This is a genomic window from Parvimonas oralis, assembly GCF_047608425.1.
GTDB lineage: Bacteria > Bacillota > Clostridia > Tissierellales > Peptoniphilaceae > Parvimonas.
Map to the genome: position 1 here is coordinate 220,137 of NZ_JBLKRS010000001.1, position 21,054 is coordinate 241,190.

At 28.2% G+C, this 21,054-nt stretch carries 18 protein-coding genes and 1 tRNA gene; 17 read left to right on the plus strand and 2 right to left on the minus strand.

What is annotated here, in order from left to right; all coding sequences use genetic code 11:
• Positions 1-41: 41 nt before the first annotated feature.
• The 11 genes from lplA to ACMX2D_RS01195 all read left to right on the plus strand — a co-directional run bounded on the left by lplA (position 42) and on the right by ACMX2D_RS01195 (position 13,004).
• Positions 42-968, plus strand: a complete 927-nt coding sequence (lplA, locus tag ACMX2D_RS01145; protein ID WP_414972412.1) for a lipoate--protein ligase — start codon at positions 42-44, stop codon at positions 966-968.
• A gap of 9 nt (positions 969-977) precedes the next feature.
• On the plus strand, positions 978-1,481 hold the full coding sequence (locus tag ACMX2D_RS01150; RefSeq protein ID WP_414972414.1) for a GNAT family N-acetyltransferase: 504 nt from the start codon (positions 978-980) through the stop codon (positions 1,479-1,481).
• A gap of 145 nt (positions 1,482-1,626) precedes the next feature.
• On the plus strand, positions 1,627-3,456 hold the full coding sequence (typA, locus tag ACMX2D_RS01155) for a translational GTPase TypA (RefSeq protein WP_414972415.1): 1,830 nt from the start codon (positions 1,627-1,629) through the stop codon (positions 3,454-3,456).
• A 144-nt stretch (positions 3,457-3,600) separates the two neighbouring features.
• Positions 3,601-4,863 carry a UDP-N-acetylglucosamine 1-carboxyvinyltransferase gene (gene murA / locus ACMX2D_RS01160; RefSeq protein WP_009448140.1) on the plus strand — a complete coding sequence of 421 codons (1,263 nt, stop codon included), beginning with the start codon at positions 3,601-3,603 and terminating at the stop codon, positions 4,861-4,863.
• Positions 4,864-4,913: 50 nt separating this feature from the next.
• Positions 4,914-7,133, plus strand: a complete 2,220-nt coding sequence (gene recD2 / locus ACMX2D_RS01165) for an SF1B family DNA helicase RecD2 (protein ID WP_414972417.1) — start codon at positions 4,914-4,916, stop codon at positions 7,131-7,133.
• Entirely contained in the window at positions 7,133-7,774 is a 642-nt protein-coding gene (locus tag ACMX2D_RS01170; protein WP_414972418.1) for a ComF family protein, read from the plus strand. The genes recD2 and ACMX2D_RS01170 overlap by 1 nt, the downstream gene beginning before the upstream one ends.
• Positions 7,775-7,972: 198 nt before the next feature.
• Complete coding sequence (locus ACMX2D_RS01175; RefSeq protein ID WP_414972419.1) at positions 7,973-9,025, plus strand: phosphate/phosphite/phosphonate ABC transporter substrate-binding protein; 1,053 nt, start codon at positions 7,973-7,975, stop codon at positions 9,023-9,025.
• 77 nt (positions 9,026-9,102) lie between these two features.
• A complete protein-coding gene (gene phnC / locus ACMX2D_RS01180; RefSeq protein ID WP_414972420.1) occupies positions 9,103-9,858 on the plus strand; it encodes a phosphonate ABC transporter ATP-binding protein in 756 nt (251 codons plus the stop codon).
• A 1-nt stretch (position 9,859) separates the two neighbouring features.
• Positions 9,860-10,681 carry a phosphonate ABC transporter, permease protein PhnE gene (phnE, locus tag ACMX2D_RS01185; RefSeq protein WP_009448304.1) on the plus strand — a complete coding sequence of 274 codons (822 nt, stop codon included), beginning with the start codon at positions 9,860-9,862 and terminating at the stop codon, positions 10,679-10,681.
• Positions 10,682-10,686: 5 nt separating this feature from the next.
• Entirely contained in the window at positions 10,687-11,502 is an 816-nt protein-coding gene (gene phnE, locus ACMX2D_RS01190) for a phosphonate ABC transporter, permease protein PhnE (RefSeq protein WP_414972422.1), read from the plus strand.
• Entirely contained in the window at positions 11,502-13,004 is a 1,503-nt protein-coding gene (locus ACMX2D_RS01195) for a bifunctional metallophosphatase/5'-nucleotidase (RefSeq protein ID WP_414972424.1), read from the plus strand. The genes phnE (ACMX2D_RS01190) and ACMX2D_RS01195 overlap by 1 nt, the downstream gene beginning before the upstream one ends.
• Positions 13,005-13,101: 97 nt before the next feature.
• Here the strand turns inward: ACMX2D_RS01195 and ACMX2D_RS01200 are convergent, their stop codons facing one another.
• Positions 13,102-13,854: an exodeoxyribonuclease III gene (locus ACMX2D_RS01200; protein WP_004833166.1), complete on the minus strand. Its 753-nt coding sequence runs from the start codon at positions 13,852-13,854 to the stop codon at positions 13,102-13,104.
• Between the two features lie 159 nt (positions 13,855-14,013).
• Between ACMX2D_RS01200 and ACMX2D_RS01205 the strand changes: the two genes are divergently transcribed.
• Complete coding sequence (locus ACMX2D_RS01205) at positions 14,014-15,708, plus strand: phospho-sugar mutase (RefSeq protein WP_414972702.1); 1,695 nt, start codon at positions 14,014-14,016, stop codon at positions 15,706-15,708.
• A gap of 133 nt (positions 15,709-15,841) precedes the next feature.
• On the opposite strand, the gene ACMX2D_RS01210 is transcribed toward ACMX2D_RS01205, so the two are convergent.
• Positions 15,842-15,928 (minus strand) — tRNA-Leu (locus ACMX2D_RS01210).
• A gap of 195 nt (positions 15,929-16,123) precedes the next feature.
• Here ACMX2D_RS01210 and upp point away from each other — a divergent pair.
• The 5 genes from upp to clpX all read left to right on the plus strand — a co-directional run bounded on the left by upp (position 16,124) and on the right by clpX (position 21,047).
• On the plus strand, positions 16,124-16,753 hold the full coding sequence (gene upp / locus ACMX2D_RS01215) for a uracil phosphoribosyltransferase (protein ID WP_041954234.1): 630 nt from the start codon (positions 16,124-16,126) through the stop codon (positions 16,751-16,753).
• Positions 16,754-16,935: 182 nt separating this feature from the next.
• Positions 16,936-17,658, plus strand: a complete 723-nt coding sequence (locus ACMX2D_RS01220; RefSeq protein WP_414972425.1) for a hypothetical protein — start codon at positions 16,936-16,938, stop codon at positions 17,656-17,658.
• A 194-nt stretch (positions 17,659-17,852) separates the two neighbouring features.
• Positions 17,853-19,178, plus strand: a complete 1,326-nt coding sequence (gene tig, locus ACMX2D_RS01225; protein WP_414972426.1) for a trigger factor — start codon at positions 17,853-17,855, stop codon at positions 19,176-19,178.
• 56 nt (positions 19,179-19,234) lie between these two features.
• Positions 19,235-19,813 carry an ATP-dependent Clp endopeptidase proteolytic subunit ClpP gene (clpP, locus tag ACMX2D_RS01230; RefSeq protein WP_009448417.1) on the plus strand — a complete coding sequence of 193 codons (579 nt, stop codon included), beginning with the start codon at positions 19,235-19,237 and terminating at the stop codon, positions 19,811-19,813.
• A 10-nt stretch (positions 19,814-19,823) separates the two neighbouring features.
• Positions 19,824-21,047 carry an ATP-dependent Clp protease ATP-binding subunit ClpX gene (clpX, locus tag ACMX2D_RS01235; protein ID WP_009447711.1) on the plus strand — a complete coding sequence of 408 codons (1,224 nt, stop codon included), beginning with the start codon at positions 19,824-19,826 and terminating at the stop codon, positions 21,045-21,047.
• Positions 21,048-21,054 lie beyond the last annotated feature (7 nt).

Sequence of the window (21,054 nt, forward strand, 5' to 3'; positions counted from 1 at the left end):
TGATAAAATAGTTTTGATACTTTTGGAATTGAGGAGAAATTATGATTTTTATTAAAAATAAAAATACAGATGTGTATTTTAATTTAGCTATGGAAGAATACTTTTTTGAAAAATTTAAGAAAGATGAAGTTTTTATGCTTTGGATAAATGAACCATCTGTAGTTATTGGAAAACACCAAAATTTAATAGAAGAATTGAATATGAAATACTGTTTTGAAAAAAATATCAAGATTGCAAGAAGAATTTCGGGTGGGGGGACTGTTGTTCATGATTTTGGAAATCTAAATTATACTTACATAACAAATACTACAGGAGATACTGCATTGGATTTTAAGGAATTTTTAAAACCGATGTATAAAGCTCTTTTGAATTTGAAAATAAATGCTAATATTTCTCCAAGAAATGACTTTAGAGTTCTGGAAAAGAAAATTTGTGGACATTCTCAATTTATGAGAAAGAAAAGAGTTTTACATCATGGGTGCATTCTTTTTGATAGTAATTTAGATAATTTAAGAAATGCTTTGAATGTAAAAAACAAAAAAATTATTTCAAAATCTGCAAAATCTGTAAAGAGCAGTGTTGCAAATTTAAAAGAAATTTCAAAACTGGATTATGAAATTTCAGATTTTTTAGAAAAATTAAAAAATGAAATTTTAAAAACTCAAGAGAATTTTGAAATTTACGAATTAACAAAAGAAGATATTTTAAATATAGATAAAATAAAATCTGAAAAATATGTTACAAAAGACTGGATATATGGACAATCTCCTAAATGTACTTTTTTCTTAGATGAAGAAAGAGATTATACTGTTGAAATTGATGGTGGAAAAATAGAAAAAATCAATATGGGAGACGATAATAAACTTGACAGTTTAATAGGATTATATTTTGAATATGAAGAAATAAAAAATAAAATAGCTGAGTTAAATATAAAAAATGATTATGCTAAAAAACTTATAGAAATTTAAGGTGATTATATGTTATTTTTAAAAGAGATAAATTTTGAAGATGCAAAGAAAGAATATATTGCAATAACTTCGATTCCTGAGGATGAGAATGGATTTGTAAATAAATTTTATAATGTTTCATTTGAAGAATTTGTAAATGAGGTAATTCCAAATTGTGAAAAACAATCTAAGGGAATTGACTTAAAACCTAATAGAGTTCCTCAAAACTATTATTTTTTGTGGGATGATGATGAAATTGTAGGACTTTTTAAAGTTCGAAAAAAGCTTAATGACTCTTTAAGAGAGGGTGCAGGACATATTGGTTATGGAATTATAAAAAAATATAGAAAAAGAGGCTATGCAACTAGGGGGCTTAAATTAGTAATCGAGCTTATAAAAGATGAAATTGAAGAAGACGAAATTTATATGAGTGTAAATAAGAATAATCCATACTCTTTAAAAACTCAGCTAAACTGTGGGGCTTACATATTTACCGAAAATGAAGACCAATATTTTACTAGAATAAAAATTTAAGATTTATATTTATAATTGGCAATTCAAAATGGGATTGTCTTTTTTGATAAAAAGGCATAAAATCAATCAAAAATTTTACTTTTTGATGTATATATGCTATAATTAATTGTTATGCATTGGATATATAATATAGAAAGGAAAGTATATGAGAAATATTGAAAATATAAGAAATGTTGCGATTATAGCACATGTTGACCATGGTAAAACTACTTTGGTAGATTGTTTATTAAAAAGTAGCGGTGTTTTTAGAGAAAATCAAGATGTAAAAGAAAGAGTAATGGACTCAAATGATATAGAAAGAGAAAGAGGAATTACAATTCTTTCAAAAAATACTGCCATTGATTATAATGGAATAAAAATTAATGTAATTGATACACCGGGACATGCTGATTTTGGTGGAGAAGTTGAACGTGTTTTAAAAATGGCAAATGGAGTTATTCTTGTAGTTGACGCTTTTGAAGGTCCTATGCCTCAAACTAAATTCGTTTTAAGAAAGGCTTTTGAACTTAAATTACCAACTATTATTTGTATAAATAAAATTGATAGACCTGAAGCTAGATGTGAAGAAGTTGTTGATGAAGTTTTAGATTTATTTATCCAACTTGACGCATCAGAGGATTATTTGGAAAGTCCTTTTGTTTTTGCATCTGCAAGATCGGGATATGCAACTATGGACTTTAACAAAAAGACTGAAGATATGAAAACTCTTTTAGATGTTATTGTTGACTATATTCCTGCACCAAAAGGAGATGAAAATGCGCCTTTTAAATTACTTATTTCTACTACTGATTATAATGAGTATGTAGGAAGAATAGGTATTGGTAAAATAGAAAGCGGTAGTGTTAAGCTTGGAGATGATGCTGTAATTGTAAATTATAATGACAGCAGTATAAATAAAAAAATAAAGATTACTAAAATATATGAATTTGAAAATTTATCCAGAAAAGAAGTTGAAAGTTCGTCTGTAGGAAATATTATTGCAGTAACAGGAGTTGAAGGTATTAGCATAGGTGATACTCTTTGTGCTTTAGAAGATGTAACACCTCTTCCATTTGTAAAGATTTCCGAACCAACTCTTGCCATGAATTTTATAGTTAATAACTCTCCTTTTGCAGGTAAAGAAGGAAAATTTGTTACAAGTAGACAAATTCGTGCAAGACTTTATAAAGAATTAGAAACGGATGTAAGTTTAAGAGTTGAGGATACTGCTTCAACAGACAGCTTTAGAGTTTCAGGAAGAGGAGAACTTCATCTTTCAGTTTTAATTGAAAATATGAGAAGAGAAGGTTATGAATTCCAAGTTTCAAAACCCGAAGTTTTATACAAAAAAGACCAAAATGGCAAATTATTAGAACCAATAGAAACTGTAACTATAGATGTAGATCAAGAATTCGTAGGTACTGTTATAGAAAAATTGGGACAAAGGAAAGCTGACTTAGTCAATATGAATCCTTCACAAGCAGGATATACAAGACTTATATTTAATATTCCTGCTAGAGGACTTATAGGATATCGTTCAGAATTTTTAACAGACACTAGAGGAAGTGGAACTCTAAATACTGAATTTAAAGGTTATGAACCCTTTAAGGGTGAAATTCCAAAGAGAAATGTTGGCTCTTTAATTTGTTTTGAAACAGGAGTTGCAACAGCTTATGGATTAAATTCAGCTCAAGAGAGAGGAACATTATTTATATCTCCTCAAGCAGAAGTTTATGAAGGAATGGTTGTAGGTTCTAATGCTAAAGGACTTGACATTGAAGTTAATGTTTGTAGAAAGAAACAACAAACCAATATTAGATCTTCAGCTTCTGATGATGCTTTAAAACTTAGTCCTCCAAAGATTATGAGTTTGGAAGAAATGTTGGAATTTATAGAAAGTGATGAATATATTGAAATAACTCCTAAGAGTTTAAGAATGAGAAAGAAGATTTTAGACTCACAATTGAGATATAAATCTAAGAAAAACAATAAATAGTTTAAAAATACACTATAAATGTGGTATAATATTTATAAATTTATATATTATAAGAAAAAATTTATTTTTACCATAATAAATTAAATTTATTGATTAAAAAATAAAATAATGTGTTTAATAAAAAAATATTTTGGAGGGATTTGTTTGCCTAAGATATTAGTAAAAAAGAGTGCTCCTTTAGAAGGAACAGTAAAGATAGACGGAGCAAAGAATGCGGCGCTTCCTATTATAGCTGCTTCGCTTTTGGGAACGGAACCTATAGTTTTAGAGGATGTACCTAATTTAGTAGATGTTAAGATAATTTTAAAAGTTTTAGAGAGTTTGGGTGCAAAAGTAAAATTTTTATCTGAAAATAGAGTTTCTATTGATTCAAGTAATATAAATTCTTTTGTAACTGATAGAACTTTAATGGAAAAGATGAGGGCTTCATTTTTGGTAATGGGTCCGTTACTTGCAAGATTTGGAAGAGCGGATGCGTTTTTACCGGGTGGTTGTGCAATAGGTTCTCGTCCTATTGATTTGCATTTAAAAGGATTTAAAATATTAGGTGCATTAATTGAAGAAGAGCCTGATAAAATTTCTGCTAGATGTGAAAGACTTTATGGAGATACAATTTATTTGGACTTTCCTTCAGTAGGTGCAACTCAAAATATAATGATGGCTGCAACTTTAGCTAAAGGTGAAACTATAATTGAAAATGCTGCAAGAGAACCTGAAATTGTAGATTTAGGAAACTTCTTAAATAAAATGGGAGCCAAAATTTCAGGAGCGGGGACTTCCACTATAAGAATTATAGGAGTTGAAAAATTAGGTGGTACGGTTCATACAATTATTCCTGATAGAATAGAAGCTGCTACTTTTATGTTAGCTGCTGCAATTACCGGTGGAAAAGTTGTAGTTCAAAATTGTATTTCAAATCATATCAAACCTGTTATAGCAAAGTTGAAAGAAACAGGAGCTTATGTTGTTGTAAATGAAGATGAAGATTCAATTTTTGTAAAGGGAAGCGATAAGATTAAGGGTACAGATATTAAAACTTTACCTTATCCGGGTTTTCCAACAGATGTTCAAGCTCAATTTATGGCTTATCTATGTGTTTGTGAAGATCAGGCAAAAGTTACAGAAACTGTTTTTGAAAATAGATTTATGCACGTTGATGAGCTTAATAAAATGGGTGCTATTATTGCAACAAGTGGAAAAGAAGCTAGAATTGCAGGGGTTAGAAAACTTGTCGGTGCAGAAGTTAATGCTACTGATTTAAGAGCAGGAGCTGCCCTTGTTTTAGCAGGTCTTGTTGCAGAAGGTACAACAACAATAGGAAATATTTATCATATAGATAGAGGTTATAATGATTTTGTAGGCAAAATGAAATCATTAGGTGCAAATATTGAAAGAATAGAAGATTAATTTTTTAGGAAACTAGTTATAGTTTCCTAAATTTATATACAGGAGAAGTTATGAAATTAACAGGAGAAGTTATAAAGGTCAGATATGTAAATGAGGAAAATGGATATTCTGTTTTTGACTTAAATACAAGTGATGGTGAAATCAAAATTGTAGGAATTTTTGATTCTGTTAATGTCGGAGAAAGTTTAGAAGTTGAAGGGGAGTTTACATACGATAACAAATATGGGGAACAGCTTAATGTAACTTCCTATCAAAAAAAATTGCCTAGTTCTATTATAGAAATTGAAAGATATCTTTCTAGTGGGATTATTTCTACAATTGGGTCTAAAAATGCAAGTTATATTGTTGAAAAATTTGGGAAAAAAAGTTTAGATATAGTTTTTGATGAAACTGACAGATTGATAGAAGTTAAAGGAATCGGAAAGAAAAGTATCGAAAAAATAAAAAAATCAGTTGAGGAATTAAGATTTAGCAAAAATATATTATTTCATCTTAGCGGACTTGGGATAAGTTTAAGTTTATCAAAAAAAATTTATAACATCTTTAGAGAAGATACTTTAGAAATTATTAATGAAAATCCGTATAAGCTGATAAAAAATGTAAAGGGGATTGGCTTTTTAAAAGCAGATGAAATAGCTTTAAAGAATAATTTAGATAAAAATAGCCCTTATAGAATTGAGTCTGCAATTCTATATGTACTAAATCAAAAAGCTATAAATTTTGGACATGTTTATTATCCAAAAGAAAAACTTACTGATGAAGTTTCTAAACTTATAAAAGTGGAAAAAGAACTTATAGAGCCTGTATATATGAATTTACTTTTATCTTCAGAAGTTGTTATAGACAATTCATTTGAAGAATCAAATATTTATTTGGATTATTTATATATTTCTGAAAGCTATATTGCAAGTAAACTTGCAAAAATGGCATTAAATGAAGATTTCAAAATTTTATTTGACATTGAAAAGGAAATAAAGGAAGCAATTAAAAGTTTGTCTATAAAATTGTCAGGAATTCAAATAGATGCAATAAAATCCTGTTTTAAAGAAAATATATCAATTATAACAGGTGGACCGGGTACTGGTAAAACCACAATAATAAATACAATTGCTAAGATATATTTAGACAATGGATATAATATTTCTCTTTGTGCTCCAACAGGTAGAGCTGCAAAAAGAATTGAAGAAACTACCGGAATAGAAGCTAAAACTATTCACAGAATGTTAGGATATATTCCAAGTAGTTATGATGATATTGGACATTTTGAATATAATGAAGATAATCCTTTAGAAACAGATTTAATTATAATTGATGAGATGAGTATGGTTGATGTGGTCCTTTTTGAGAAATTGTTAAGAGGAACAAAGGACAATACGAGATTAATCATTGTTGGGGATGTTGATCAGTTACCAAGTGTTGGAGCGGGAAATGTTTTAAGTGATTTAATAAATTCTGAAAAGATAAAATATACAAAACTTGTTGATATTTTTAGACAATCTGAAAATAGTAATATAATTGTTAATGCTCATAAAATTAATAATGGGCAAGAGCCGATTTTAAATGAAAAAAATAGTGATTTTTTCTTTTTAAAAACTGAAACTCCTGCAATTACCAGAAATGTTGTAGTTGATTTGATTAGTAAAAGACTTCCGAAAGCCTATGGCTATGATTTTTCTAGAGATATTCAAATTCTTACTCAAAGTAGAAAAGGAATTTGTGGGGTTTTTGAATTAAATAGATTGTTACAAGATATTTTAAATCCAAAAAATGAAGAAACTGATGAAATATTAGTTGGTAATAAACTTTTTCGTGTAAATGATAAAGTTATGCAAACTAAAAACAATTATAATCTTTCTTTTGTTGATTCTGATGGCGAAGAAAATTTTGGAGTATATAATGGAGATATGGGACATATTATTTTTATTGATAAATCAAGTAAGAAATTGACTGTTGAAATGGATGATAAAAGGCTTATAGATTATACTTTAGAAGATTTGGATAATTTGGAATTAGCTTATGCAATAACTATTCATAAGTCTCAAGGTTCTGAGTTTAAATCTGTTATCATTCCAATGTTTGATGGATATAAACTACTTCAAACTAGAAATTTATTATATACTGCAATTACAAGAGCTAAGGAAAATATTGTACTAGTTGGAGATAAGAATGTTATGAACAATATGATTAGAAATAACACTATAAATAGCAGATATTCAAATTTGGAAAATAGAATTAAACATTTTTACGGTCTTGTTGAGGAATTGTTGTAATGATAAAAAAATTTTTAAAAAGTTTCTTTTTTAATGAAGATTATTGTTTTTTCTGTAAAGATAATATTGTAAAAGATTTTTATTTGTGTGAGGATTGTATATCCAAAATAAGAAAATATGACAAGGAAATTTTTAATGATTATGGAGAAGAATATTTTAAAAAAGATATTTTATTCTATTATTCTGGAATACTAAAGATAAAAATTAAGGAATTTAAGTTTGAAAATGGAGTGTATTTAAAAAATCCTTTTGGAAAGTTGATATATGAAAATTTGGATAAATCTTTGCTTGAAAAGATGGATTTTATTGCTTATGTTCCTTCAAGTAAAAAGAAGATGAAACTCAGAGGATATAATCATTCAAAACTTCTTGCAGAGGAAATTTCAAAGTATTCTAATATACCATTATTTGATAATCTTCGTAAGATAAAAAATACAAAATCACAACATTTTTTATCCCTTGAAGAAAGAAGTGTAAATTTACAAAATTCCTTTTTAGTTGATTGTGATTTAAGTGGAAAAAATATTTTGCTATTAGATGATATACACACAAGTGGTGCAACAATTGATGAATGTTATAAAGAACTTAAAAAGGCAAATTGTAATTTTGTTTGGGCTGTTTGTCTATGTGGAGTATTCTAATGTTCTAAATTAAGCGAGTTTGGGTGACTCGCTTTTTTGTTATTAAAATTTAGAAAATTTATTAATATAATTCAAGTATAAAAAAATATTAAAAAACTTGAAAAAAAGTCATATTTCTAATTGTAAACGCTTATTCAAAATGATATAATATAAGGGCAAATCATACAATTTATGTTTCACTAATATATAGGGGGAATTATGAAAATATTTAAAAGAATTTTAATTTCATCTTTGGCACTTGTTTTAAGTGCCGGACTTCTTGTGGGCTGTGGCTCTAAAAAAGAAGAAAAAAAATCTGCTGATGGAAAAACTACTATTGAAAAACTTACAATTGGTTTTGTACCTTCAAGAGAACCATCAGAAATAGTTACTGCAACTGAACCTTTAAAAAAATTATTAAAGGAACAATTGGCTAAAGAAGGCTTTGATGTTAAAAATGTTGATATAACAGTTGGAACAAGTTTTGAAGCTGTAGGTGAAGGTCTTAATGCCGGAACTTTAGATGTTGGATTTATTCCAGCTGGAACTTATGTTTTATATAGAGATGGAGCAGAAGTTCTTTTAACTGCTACTAGAAAAGGTCTTTCTATAAATGATGATTCTGCTAAAGTTTGGAATGACCAAAAACCAACAAAGAAAACTGATGAACAAGTTACTTCTTATAGAGCATTAATGATTGCCGGACCTTCTGAAAAAGGACAAGCAATAGCTAAAAAAGTAAATGCAGGAGAAAAATTAACATGGGATGATGTTAAAGATTTAAAATGGAGTGTTATGAATCCAACTTCTCCTGCTGGATATATTTATCCAACTCTTTGGTTAAATGAAACTTTTGGAAAAACTATTAAAGATTTAGGAAATAATGCAATTTTAAGTGATTCTTACGGCTCTGCATTTGCAAGACTTGCTTCAGGACAAGTTGATGTACTTTGTACATATGCTGATGCAAGACTTGATCAAGAAAAGAAATGGACTGAAAATTACGGAAGAAAAGCATCTATTTGGGAAGAAACAAATCTTATAGGTGTAACTGCTCCTATTTATAATGATACTGTAAGTGTTTCTAAGAAGTCTAAAAATGTAACACCTGAATTCAAAAAAGCTTTAGAAAAAGCATTGATTGAAATTGCTAAAACTGAAGAAGGTAAGAAAGTTATATCAGTTTATAGTCATGAAGGTTATCAACCGGCAAAAGATGCTGATTATGATAACGAAGCAAAAGCTCAAGAAATTGTAAAAAAATTAAAATAATGATGAATTAATTAAATTGTGTGAGAATTAGGGAGAGAGAAATCTCTCCTTTTTTAACAAAATATATGGAGAAAAGAATGATAGAATTTAAAAAAGTTAGCAAAGTTTATCCTAATGGAACAAAGGGATTAATTGATATAGATTTACAAATTGAACAGGGAGAGTTTGTAGCTATTATAGGACTTTCCGGTTCCGGAAAATCTACATTAATAAGATGTGTCAATAAGATGCATGAAATTACTTCAGGAGAATTAATTGTAAATGATGTCGATGTAAAAAAATTAAGTGGATCAGATATTAGAAAATTTAGAAGAAAAATTGGTATGATTTTTCAATCTTTTAACTTAGTTACTAGAACTACAGTTATAAAAAATGTTTTAACTGCATTTGTTCCGGATTTAACAGGTTTTAGAAAATTTTTTGGAATATTTCCAAAGGAATGTAAGATTAAATCTTTAGAAGCTCTTGATAAAGTAGATATGTTGGAAAAGGCGTATGTAAGAGTTGACCAACTTTCAGGGGGACAGCAACAAAGAGTTGCATTGGCAAGAGCTTTAGGTCAAAATCCACAAATAATTTTAGCAGATGAACCTGTTGCCGCTCTTGACCCTGTAACTTCAAATCAAGTTATGGAAGATTTTAGAAAAATCAATAAAGAAAATAAAATTACTATTTTAATAAATATTCACGATGTTGATTTAGCTTTAAAATATTGTGATAGAGTTATCGGTATAAACAAAGGTAGAATTGTTTATGATGGAAAATCAAGTGATATTACAAAGGAAATTTTAGATAAAATTTACCAAAAAGATTTATTTGTAACTGGAGAATAATATGAAAAATATATTTGATACTGTATTTCCAAAAGAAAAGATAACTTTAGACAATGGAAAAGTGGTTTTTAGACCACGTTCAAAAACTCCTTTAATTACAATCATTGTAATTTTATTGATGTATATTTCAATAAAGGTTACAGGATTTAATTTTGAAGTTTTTAATAATTTTGGAAACTTTTTTAATATTTTAAAAGGTATGATTCCGCCTGATTTTAGTTATTCAAAAGATGTTTTAACTCCACTTTTTGACACTATAAAAATGTCATTAATGGGTTCGTTTTTAGGAGCACTAGTTTCATTACCGGTTGCTATATTAGCTTCCAGCAATATAACTAAAAATAAATTTGTAAATGGATTTTTTAAATTGTTTTTAAGTATTTTAAGAACTCTACCATCTCTTGTTTGTGCTTTAATAGCTACTTATATATGGGGTCTTGGTACTTTTGCAGGAACTGTTGCAATCTTTATTTTTTCATTATCTTATGTTGGAAAATTATTGTATGAGTCAATTGAAACTGTTGATATGGGTGCTTTTGAATGTATGGAATCTATGGGATTTACTAAATTCTATGCTTTTAGATATGCTATATTACCGGTTGTTTTACCTTCATATATTTCAACAGCACTATTCAACTTTGAAGGTAATGTTAGATATGCAGCAATTTTAGGTTATGTTGGTGCAGGTGGTATTGGTATGATTTTGAATGAAAAACTCGGTTGGAGAGAATATTCAAAAGTTGGTACTATAGTATTTTTATTACTTTTAACTGTTTTTGTAATAGAAATTATAAGTGAACATTTTAGAGGAAGGTTGGAGTAATGGAAATGATGAATTCAAAAGTAGAAGAAAAATTAAAAAAAGAGCCAAAATCTTATACTTATATCATAGCTGTTATTGTTATAGTTTTAGGACTTTTAGTTTGGTCATCAATGTCTATTAAAAAAGGTGATGATGTAAAAGACTCAATGACAATTGCTAAAAATATTATAAATGGTATATTACATCCTGATTTGGAATTCCTTTTTAGATTCGATAGTAAAGGTGTAATTTATTTGCTTTTTGAAACAATGTGTATTGCATTTTTAGGTACAATAATTGGAGCAATTATTTCTATTCCTTTTGCATTTATTTCTGCAAAGAAAATTGTTTCAAAATATGTGGCTGTAATTGGAAGATTTTTTACAATGTGTGTTAGAACTGTTCCGGCTTTTATTTATGGACTTATGTTTATAGGTGTTACAGGCCCTGGAGCGTTGGCTGGTGTATTTACAATGTCAGTTGTTTCAATAGGAATGGTTACTAAATTATATATAGATGTTATAGAAGATTTAGATTTTGGTATTATCGAATCTCTTTCAGCGATTGGTTGTACAAAAATTGAGCAAATAAGATATGGAATTTTACCACAAATTTATTCAAAATTAATTTCTATTGTTATTTATAGATTTGATATGAATTTAAGAGATGCATCTGTTCTTGGACTTGTAGGAGCAGGCGGAATCGGAGCACCACTTATTTTTGCAATGAACAATTATCGTTGGAATGAAGTTGGCTCAATTTTAGTTGGAATAATTATTTTAGTTTTAATTATAGAGGTATTTTCAAACAATGTAAGAAGAAAATTAGCGAGGGGATATTAATGGCTTTTAAAATTTTATCTACCACTGATGTTCATGGTAATTTACTAGCATATAATTTTGTAAACTCTGATATAGCAAATAAAGGACTTTCAAGATTTTCCACTTTTTTAAAAGAAGAAAGAAAAAACGGGAAAGTAATTTATGTTGATAATGGAGATATAAATCAAGGAACACCTTTGGTGACTTATGCTAATGCTAATTTAAAAGAAAATATAGTTGCTAAAGCTCTTAATCATTTACATTGTGATTATATAAATATAGGAAATCACGATTTTAACTATGGTAGTGAGTTTTTATATAATTATGTTAAAGAAACCAATGCAAAATGTATTACCGGTAATGTAAAGTATAAAAATAAAAAACTTGGAAGTACAGATATTATTGACATAGATAATAAAAAAGTTGCACTAATCGGAGTTGTAACTGACTATATTGACCATTGGGAAAATCCTAAAAATTTAGAAAATTTGGAAATATTAAGTGTTTTTGAAACTGTTAAAAATTCAGTTGAAGCTGTTAGAGATAAGGTTGATTATGTAGTAGTTTTTTATCATGGCGGTTTTGAAAGGGATTTGGAAAGTGGAAATCCTACAGAAAACTTGACAGGAGAAAATGTAGGGTATGAGATTTGTGATAAAATTTCTGGAATAGATGTTTTAGTTACAGGGCATCAACATAGAACTTTAACAGGAAAGATAAAAGACACTCTTGTAATACAATGTGCCGATGGCTGTGCAACTTGTATGGAAATTTTATTTGATGAAGATATCTCAGTTAATCTTAAAGATATTTCAGAATATGAAATTGATTTTGAAATGGAAGAAAAATTTAAAGAAGTTTTAAATGAAACGGAAAAATGGTTGGATATTGAAATTGGTAGTTGTAATAAAGAAATGTATATTTCTGATACAAAGACTGCTCAATTGGCAAAACATTCAATTACAAGTTTTATAAACAAAATTCAAAAAGAAACAATGGGAGCGGATATTTCTTCTTGTTGTCTTTTTGAAGTTATGCCCGGTTTTGGTAAAAAGTTAAGATATAGAGATATAATTTTAAATTATCCATTTCCAAATACATTAGTTTTAAAAGAAATGAGTGGGCAAAATATTTTAGATTATTTAACACAGCTTTCAACTTATTGGATAGTTAAGGATAATAAAATTGACATTAATCCAAAGTTTTTGTATCCAAAAAGAGAGATGTATAATTATGATATGCTTGATGGAATAGAATATACAATGAACATTTCAAAAAGTGGTAAAAATTATATAACAGATGTAAAAGTTGATGGAGAAGAGTTGATTTTAGATAAAAAATATAAACTTGTATTAAATAATTATAGAGCGACTGGTGGAGGAAATTTTTCAGTTTTCCCAGAACTTAAAACTCTTAAAGAAGATACGAGAGATATTGCTGAAGTTTTAATTGATTATGTAAAAGAAAATAATTATATTGAAATCGAGGATAAAAACAATATAAAATTAAAAATCGTAGAGTAGAATTAAAGACTATTGCAATTGATGTAATAGTCTTTTTATGTTAAAAATAGGCATAAAAAAGATACATTTAAATAAAAATATATCTTTTAAAAGTAAGCTATTTTATTTCCAAATAAACAGGGCAGTGGTCGCTTCCTAAAATACTTTGATGAATTTGTGCATCAACAAGTCTATCGTCCATATCTTTTGAAGTTAAGAAATAGTCAATTCTCCAACCTGTATTTCTTTCTCTTGATTTTCCAAAATAACTCCACCAACTATATTCATTTTCTTTATCAGGGTAGAAATATCTAAAAGTGTCTGTAAAACCGCTATCTAAAAGAATGGACATCTTTTCTCTTTCTTCATCCGTAAATCCTGCATTTTTTCTATTTGTCTTCGGATTTTTTAAGTCAATTTCTTTATGAGCAACATTTAAGTCGCCACAAACTATTACTGATTTTGTTTTATTTAAATCAAGTAAGTAATTTCTAAAAGCATCTTCCCAAACCATTCTATAGTCAAGTCTTAAAAGTTCTTGTTTTGAGTTTGGTGTATAACAAGTTACTAAGAAGAAATCGTCATATTCTAAAGTTATAAGTCTTCCTTCGTTGTCATGTTCTTCCATTCCCATTCCATATTTTACACTCAAAGGTTTAAATTTTGTAAAAATAGCAGTTCCGCTATATCCCTTTCTTTGTGCATAATTATAAAAAGTTTCATAGCCTTCAAGTTCTAAATCAAGTTGACCTTCACTCATCTTAATTTCTTGTAAACAGAAAAAATCTGCATTAATTTCATTAAAATAATCTAAAAATCCTTTTTTGATACAAGCTCTAAGTCCGTTTACATTCCAAGAAATAAATCTCATTTAATCACCTCATATTATTTTTTAATCATACTAATTAATTATACCATAATTTTTAAGTTACAAACATCTATTTTAAATTTTGCTTTAGTTTGAAACTGTTGAAATAAAATACCTTTTGATGTAAAATATAGTAGAATATATATTTAGGAGGACTTTATGATAGATTATAAAAAAGTTTATGAAGAATGGTTAAATAATGAGTTTTTTGATGAAAATACAAGAAAAGATTTACTTTCAATAAAAGATAATGAAGAAGAAATTAAAGATAGATTTTATAAAGTTTTAGAATTTGGTACAGCAGGGCTTCGTGGAAAACTAGGTGCCGGAACAAATAGAATGAATAAATATATGGTTTCAAAGGCTGCACAAGCTCTTGCAAATACTATTATTGATCATGGACAAGAAGCTATTGAAAGAGGAGTTGCCTTAAGTTATGATGTAAGATATGGCTCTAAAGAATTTGCAGAACTTACTTGTTCAATAATGGCTGGAAATGGAATTAAATCATATATATATAAGGGAATTAGACCTACTCCAATGTGTTCTTATGCGATTAGAAAATTAAATTGTATAGCGGGAGTAATGGTTACTGCTAGTCATAATCCACAAGCATATAATGGATATAAAGCGTATTGGAAAGAGGGATCACAAATTCTTGATGATATAGCAAATCAAATTTCAGCTCATATGGATAAAATTGAAAAGTTTGAAGATGTTAAATTAATTCCTTTTGAAGATGCTATAAAGAGTGGAATTGCTAAATATATTGATGATTCAGTAGATGAAGATTACAAAAAAGAAGTTTTAAATTTAACTATAAATGATGAAAATATAGATAAAGATATTAAAGTGGTTTATACGCCTCTAAATGGTGTTGGAAATTTACCTGTTAGAGAAGTTTTAAAAAGAAGAGGATTTGAAAATATTTTTGTTGTAAAAGAACAAGAATTGCCTGATCCTGAATTTACAACTGTTGGATATCCTAATCCTGAAGTTCCTAAAGCCTTTCTTTATTCTGAAAAATTAGGTAAAGAAGTTGGAGCTGATATTTTAATTGCAACAGATCCTGATTGTGATAGAGTTGCTCTTGAAGTAAAAGATAAAAATGGAGAATATGTATTTTTAAATGGTAACAGAATAGGAGCGTTATTATCATATTACATTTTCTCACAAAGATATGCACTTAATAATTTACCTGAAAATCCTGTTTTAGTAAAATCTATTGTAACAGGAGATTTATCCAGAGCAATAGCTAAAAAATATGGAATAGAAACAGTTGAAACATTAACAGGTTTTAAAAATATTTGTGGTAAGACAAATGAATATGATGTAACTAAAGAAAAAAATTATGTTTTCGGATATGAAGAAAGTATTGGTTTTTGCTATGGTACATTTATAAGAGATAAAGATGCTGTCGGAGCTTCAATGATGGTTGTAGAAATGGCTGCATACTATAAAAAACAAGGAAAGAGTCTATTAGAAGTTTTAAATGATATCTATGAAGAATTTGGATATTATAATGAAAGACAAATTTCTCTTGAACTTGAAGGAATTGAAGGACAACAAAGAATTGGAAGAATGATGGAAGACTTTAGAGAAAATCCTATTGAAGAAATGGGAGATATTTCTTTAAAAGAAATCATTGATTTTAAAGATGGATATTTGGATTTTCCAAAACAAAATTGTCTAAAATATTACTTGAATGATGGCTCTTGGTATGCTTTAAGACCGTCAGGAACAGAACCTAAGATTAAATTATATATTTATACAATAGGAAAAACTGAACAAGAGAGTGTTGATAAATTAGATTTAATTGAAAAAGTATGTAGAGAAAAAATGAATAATGTAAAATAAAGAAAAAGGTATGTTAATTCATACCTTTTTTGCAATAAGAACCCCACCCTTCCACGATGCTTCGCATCGGGTGGGTTCCCGGGAACCTTGTTGTTTCACAATAAAAAAAACTAACAAAAGTTAGTTTTTGAAATGGTGCCGGCAGTGGGACTCGAACCCACACACCCTTGTGGATAACAGATTTTGAGTCTGTCTCGTCTGCCAGTTCCGACACGCCGGCAAATTTAATTACTGAAATAGTATAACATAAAAATAAAAACATTTCAATATTTTTAATAAAAATTTTTGTGTAAAAATATTAAAAATATTTTATCAATATAATTAACAGACTTTACTAATTTAAAAAAATTTTGTATAATAGTAAAAATTAAGTTAATATAATAAAAGTTTTTGCATAATTGTAGGAGGTAATAATATGTCAAAATTAACAGTATTCGATCATCCGGTAATTTCACATAAGTTGGGATATTTAAGAGATAAAAATACCGGTGGGAAAGATTTTAGAGCTTTGGTAAATGAAATTTCTATGCTTATGGCTTATGAAGTTACAAGAGATTTAAAAACTGATGAAGTAGAAATTGAAACACCTTTACAAAAGACAAAGGTTAAGAGATTATCAGGTAAAAAGTTGGGAGTAGTTCCTATCCTAAGAGCGGGACTTGGAATGGTTGAAGGAATGTTAAATATTCTTCCTGCTGCAAAAGTTGGACATATTGGATTATATCGTGATCCGGAAACTTTACAACCTGTTGAATATTATTGTAAACTACCTGTAGATGCAGAAGAAAGAGACTTTTTAGTTCTTGACCCAATGCTTGCTACTGGTGGTTCAGCATCTGATGCAATTAAACTTTTAAAACAAAAGGGTTGTAAAAATATTAAATTGGTTTGTATAATTGCGGCTCCTGAAGGGGTTAAGGCTGTTCAAAAAAATCATCCTGATGTAGATATTTTTGTAGCTGCATTAGATGAAAAATTAAATGAACATAGCTATATTATTCCAGGACTTGGAGATGCAGGAGACAGATTGTTTGGAACAAAATAGTTTATAGAATTTAAATAGTTGGAGTTTTTTCCGATTTTTTATTGTGAAACAACAAGGTTCCCGGGAACCCATCCGATGCGAAGCATCGTGGAAGGGTGGGGTTCTTATTCTAGTTAAAACTTTTAATAGAATTTATTAAAATGTGTATTGGAATAATAGAAATATTTTTGGGGTGTTATATAATGTTTAAAAATAAAAAATTTTTTGTAATGGTATTATTATTTATATTATTTTCTTTTACAGCTTGTTCAGATGAAAAAGATGTTGGTGATATATTTGAAAAAATAAAAGAAGCAAATAATACTATTCAGTCATATATATTGGTTAATGAAATAAATAGTGAAAATAGGGGAACTGTAATGATTCAAACTATGAAGGCTGAATTGATTAATGATAAAAGTACTAAGGAAATCACTAAAGGTAAGGCATCTATCAGATATAGTGGAAATTCAAATTATGAACAAAATAATTATGATGCCGAATTTGTTGGTGATGAAAACAAAACAATGATTATAACAAAAAAAGTAAATGGTGAGGAAAATAGAAAAGAAGAAAATAACGTCAATTATAATATATATCCAAACTATTTTAAATTGTTAGATGGTATTTATTCTATTGAAGAAAAAGATTTAAAATTGGAAGAAATGGATACTGAATACCATTTAAAATTAAAAAATGACAATAAAAGTTTAAAAGTTTTTAATTTGTTAAAATCAGAATATAAATTAGCTCTTCATAATGTTTCAGAAAAAGAAGTTGATATGACATTTGAAGCAGTATTTGATAAAAATACATTTTATTTAAAAAATATAATTTGGAAAATAGAGTATAGTGGATATAAAGGTCAATTTAAAACTAAAAACACTACAACATATTCAGATTGGAACAAGGTGAATTTAGACTAAAAAATAGAATATAGTTTTTTTATGTTACTCTATAATGAGTAGCATTTTTTTTTGAAGGATTATAACACTTTGTGGGTATAAATTCTTTGAATATGTATTAAATCTATTGAAATATATGTTTTTTTATGTTATAATTTTTGGGTATGTAAATAGAAAATAATATAATTTTTATAGAGCGATTAGGAGGAAATTAAATGAATACTAAATTAGTATCAAGAGATGAAAAGAAAATAGTTTTTACATCAGAAATTAGTTCAGAGGCTTTTGAAGCTTCAATTAATAAAGTTTATAACAAAATGAAATCAAGATTTAACATTCCAGGATTCAGAAAGGGTAAAGCTCCAAGAAAAATCATAGAATTAAATTATGGAGAAGGAATTTTCTTTGAAGATGCAGTAAATGATTTGTTACCTGACCTATTCGAAGAATCTGTAAAAGAATTAGAAATTGGTAAAGATATCTGTGGAATGCCAAAAATAGATATTGAAGAGTTTGATAAAAACAAAGCTATAGTTATTAAGTTTGAACAAGAATTAAAACCTGTTCCTGAATTAGGTGATTATAAAAATTTAGTAGCTGATGATGTTAAGTTTGAAGTAACTGATGAAATGGTTGATGAAAGAGTAAATAAAGAACGTGAAAATAATGCAAGAATAGTTTCAATTGAAGATAGACCTGTAAAGGATATGGATACTGTAAATATTGACTTTGAAGGAAGTGTTGAAGGTGTTTCATTTGAAGGAGGTAAATCTGAAAATTATGATTTAGTAGTAGGTTCACATACTTTTATTCCAGGTTTTGAAGAACAATTAATCGGAAAGAATATTGGAGATAATGTTGATGTCAATGTTATTTTCCCTGAAGAATATCATTCAGAAGAATTAAAAGGAAAAGAAGCACTTTTCAAAGTTAAAATAAATTCTATTAAAGAAAAACAACTTCCTGAATTAGATGACGAGTTTGCCCAAGATGTTTCAGAATTTGATACATTGGAAGAATACAGAGCAGACATTAAAAAGAATCTTATTGAATCAGCAGAAAGAAATGCATTAGTTCAAAAACAAAATAATGCAATTGATGCTCTTATTGAAAGTTCAAATGTAGAAGCTCCGGAATCTATGGTAAATGAAGAAGTTGATAAAGCTTTTAGAGATTTTGCCGGTAGAATTAGACAATACAATATGGAATTAGATAACTATTTCAAAATGTTAAATACTACTGAAGAAGCAGTTAGAGAACAATTAAAACCTGAAGCTACTAAGAGAGCTAATGCAGAACTTGTTATTGACGCTTTTGCAAAATTAGAAAATATTGAAGTATCTGAAGAAGAAATTGATAAAGAAATTGATGAATTTGGAAAGAATATGAAAGTAAAAGATTTTGAAGGATTTAAGAAGGAATTAAAATCAGGAGAAGGTCTAGAAGGAATTACTGCAAGTTTAATTAGAAGAAAAGCGGTTGATCATTTGGTAAGTCTTGTTAAATTCCAAGAACCTAAAAAAGAAACTGTTGAAGAATAATTAGTTAAAATATAGCTTGCATTATGTTAAGCTATATTTTTTATTAGGAGGTAATTATGGCACTTATACCAATGGTAGTTGAACAAACTAATAGAGGAGAAAGGTCTTATGATATATATTCAAGACTTTTAAAAGAGAGAATTATATTTTTAAGTGGAGAAGTTAATGATCAAATGGCTGATTTGATTGTTGCACAACTTTTGTTTTTAGAATCAGAAGATCCCAAAAAAGATATTCAAATTTATATAAATAGTCCAGGAGGATCAGTTAGTGCAGGACTTGCAATTTATGATACAATGCAATATATTAAACCTGATGTAAGTACTATTTGTATTGGTCGTGCTGCAAGTATGGGAGCATTTTTATTGACATCAGGTGCAAAGGGAAAGAGATTTGCACTGCCTAATGCTGATATTATGATTCACCAACCATTAGGAGGAGCACAAGGGCAAGCTGAAGATATTAGAATTCAAGCTCAAAAGATTTTACAAGTTAGAGCTACTCTAAATGAAATTTTGGCAAAGAGAACGGGACAATCACTTAAAAAAATTGAAAAAGATACAGATAGAGATTTCTATATGACTGCTCATGAAGCAAAAGAATATGGAATAATTGATGAAGTAATTGAAAATTAAGGAGTAAATTTTGGAAAAAAAGATTACTAGATGTTCTTTTTGTGGAAAAGAGGTTGAAGAAGTAGATCAAATAGTAAGCGGAATTAATGCCAATATATGCAATGAATGTATTGAAATTTGCCATTCTATGCTTGAATACCAAGAAAGAACAAAGAAAAAAGAAAGTTTAGAAAAATTACCAACTCCGGTAGAAATCAAGAAAATTTTAGACGAATATATTATACAACAGGACAATGCAAAAAAAGCATTGAGTGTTGCTGTATATAATCACTATAAGAGAATTAATAGAGATGTTGAGAGTGAAGTAGAAATTCAAAAGTCCAATATCTTACTTGTTGGACCTACAGGAAGCGGTAAGACTCTTTTGGCTCAAACTCTTGCAAAAGTTTTAGATGTTCCATTTGCAATTGCAGATGCGACAACTTTAACAGAAGCTGGATATGTAGGAGAAGATGTTGAGAATATAATTTTGAAATTAGTTCAGGCAGCAGATTATGATATAGAAAGAGCCGAAAAAGGAATAATATATATTGATGAAATTGATAAAATTACTAGGAAAAGTGAAAATCCTTCAATAACCAGAGATGTTAGTGGAGAGGGTGTTCAACAATCACTTTTAAAAATTATAGAAGGAACAGTTGCAAATGTTCCTCCTAAAGGAGGAAGAAAACATCCTGATCAACAATATATTCAAGTTGATACTACAAATATTTTATTTATTGTAGGAGGAGCTTTTCAAGGTATTGATTCAATTTTAAAAGCCAGACTTGAGAAAAAATCAATGGGATTTGGCGCAGATGTTAAAACGGATAAACTTGATGATTTTTCTGAAATAATTAAGAATTTAAGACCTGAAGATTTACTAAAATATGGTTTGATACCTGAATTTGTTGGTAGAATTCCAATGATTGTAACTTTAGAAAGTTTAAATGAAAATTCTTTAATTAGAATTTTAGAAGAACCAAAAAATGCTTTAATTAAACAATATAAAGAACTTTTATCTATGGATAATATTGAACTTGAGTTTGAAAAAGATGCAATTAAAGAAATAGCAAAGATAGCTCTTGAAAGAAAAACAGGAGCAAGAGGTTTACGTGCTGTTATAGAAAGCGCTCTTTTAGATACTATGTTTACATTACCTTCTGAAAAAAATGTTGAAAAATGTATTGTTACAAAAGATGTTGTTTTAGGAAAGGCAAATCCCGTTTTAACTTATAAAGAAAGTAAAAAATAGAGGAAAA

Bases quoted from the DNA above. Each gene is read 5' to 3' on its own strand.
- lplA (WP_414972412.1), top strand. From the start codon at position 42: ATGATTTTTATTAAAAATAAAAATACAGATGTGTATTTTAATTTAGCT.
- ACMX2D_RS01150 (WP_414972414.1), top strand. From the start codon at position 978: ATGTTATTTTTAAAAGAGATAAATTTTGAAGATGCAAAGAAAGAATAT.
- typA (WP_414972415.1), top strand. From the start codon at position 1,627: ATGAGAAATATTGAAAATATAAGAAATGTTGCGATTATAGCACATGTT.
- recD2 (WP_414972417.1), top strand. From the start codon at position 4,914: ATGAAATTAACAGGAGAAGTTATAAAGGTCAGATATGTAAATGAGGAA.
- ACMX2D_RS01170 (WP_414972418.1), top strand. From the start codon at position 7,133: ATGATAAAAAAATTTTTAAAAAGTTTCTTTTTTAATGAAGATTATTGT.
- ACMX2D_RS01175 (WP_414972419.1), top strand. From the start codon at position 7,973: ATGAAAATATTTAAAAGAATTTTAATTTCATCTTTGGCACTTGTTTTA.
- phnC (WP_414972420.1), top strand. From the start codon at position 9,103: ATGATAGAATTTAAAAAAGTTAGCAAAGTTTATCCTAATGGAACAAAG.
- phnE (WP_009448304.1), top strand. From the start codon at position 9,860: ATGAAAAATATATTTGATACTGTATTTCCAAAAGAAAAGATAACTTTA.
- phnE (WP_414972422.1), top strand. From the start codon at position 10,687: ATGATGAATTCAAAAGTAGAAGAAAAATTAAAAAAAGAGCCAAAATCT.
- ACMX2D_RS01195 (WP_414972424.1), top strand. From the start codon at position 11,502: ATGGCTTTTAAAATTTTATCTACCACTGATGTTCATGGTAATTTACTA.
- ACMX2D_RS01200 (WP_004833166.1), bottom strand. From the start codon at position 13,854: ATGAGATTTATTTCTTGGAATGTAAACGGACTTAGAGCTTGTATCAAA.
- upp (WP_041954234.1), top strand. From the start codon at position 16,124: ATGTCAAAATTAACAGTATTCGATCATCCGGTAATTTCACATAAGTTG.
- ACMX2D_RS01220 (WP_414972425.1), top strand. From the start codon at position 16,936: ATGTTTAAAAATAAAAAATTTTTTGTAATGGTATTATTATTTATATTA.
- tig (WP_414972426.1), top strand. From the start codon at position 17,853: ATGAATACTAAATTAGTATCAAGAGATGAAAAGAAAATAGTTTTTACA.
- clpP (WP_009448417.1), top strand. From the start codon at position 19,235: ATGGCACTTATACCAATGGTAGTTGAACAAACTAATAGAGGAGAAAGG.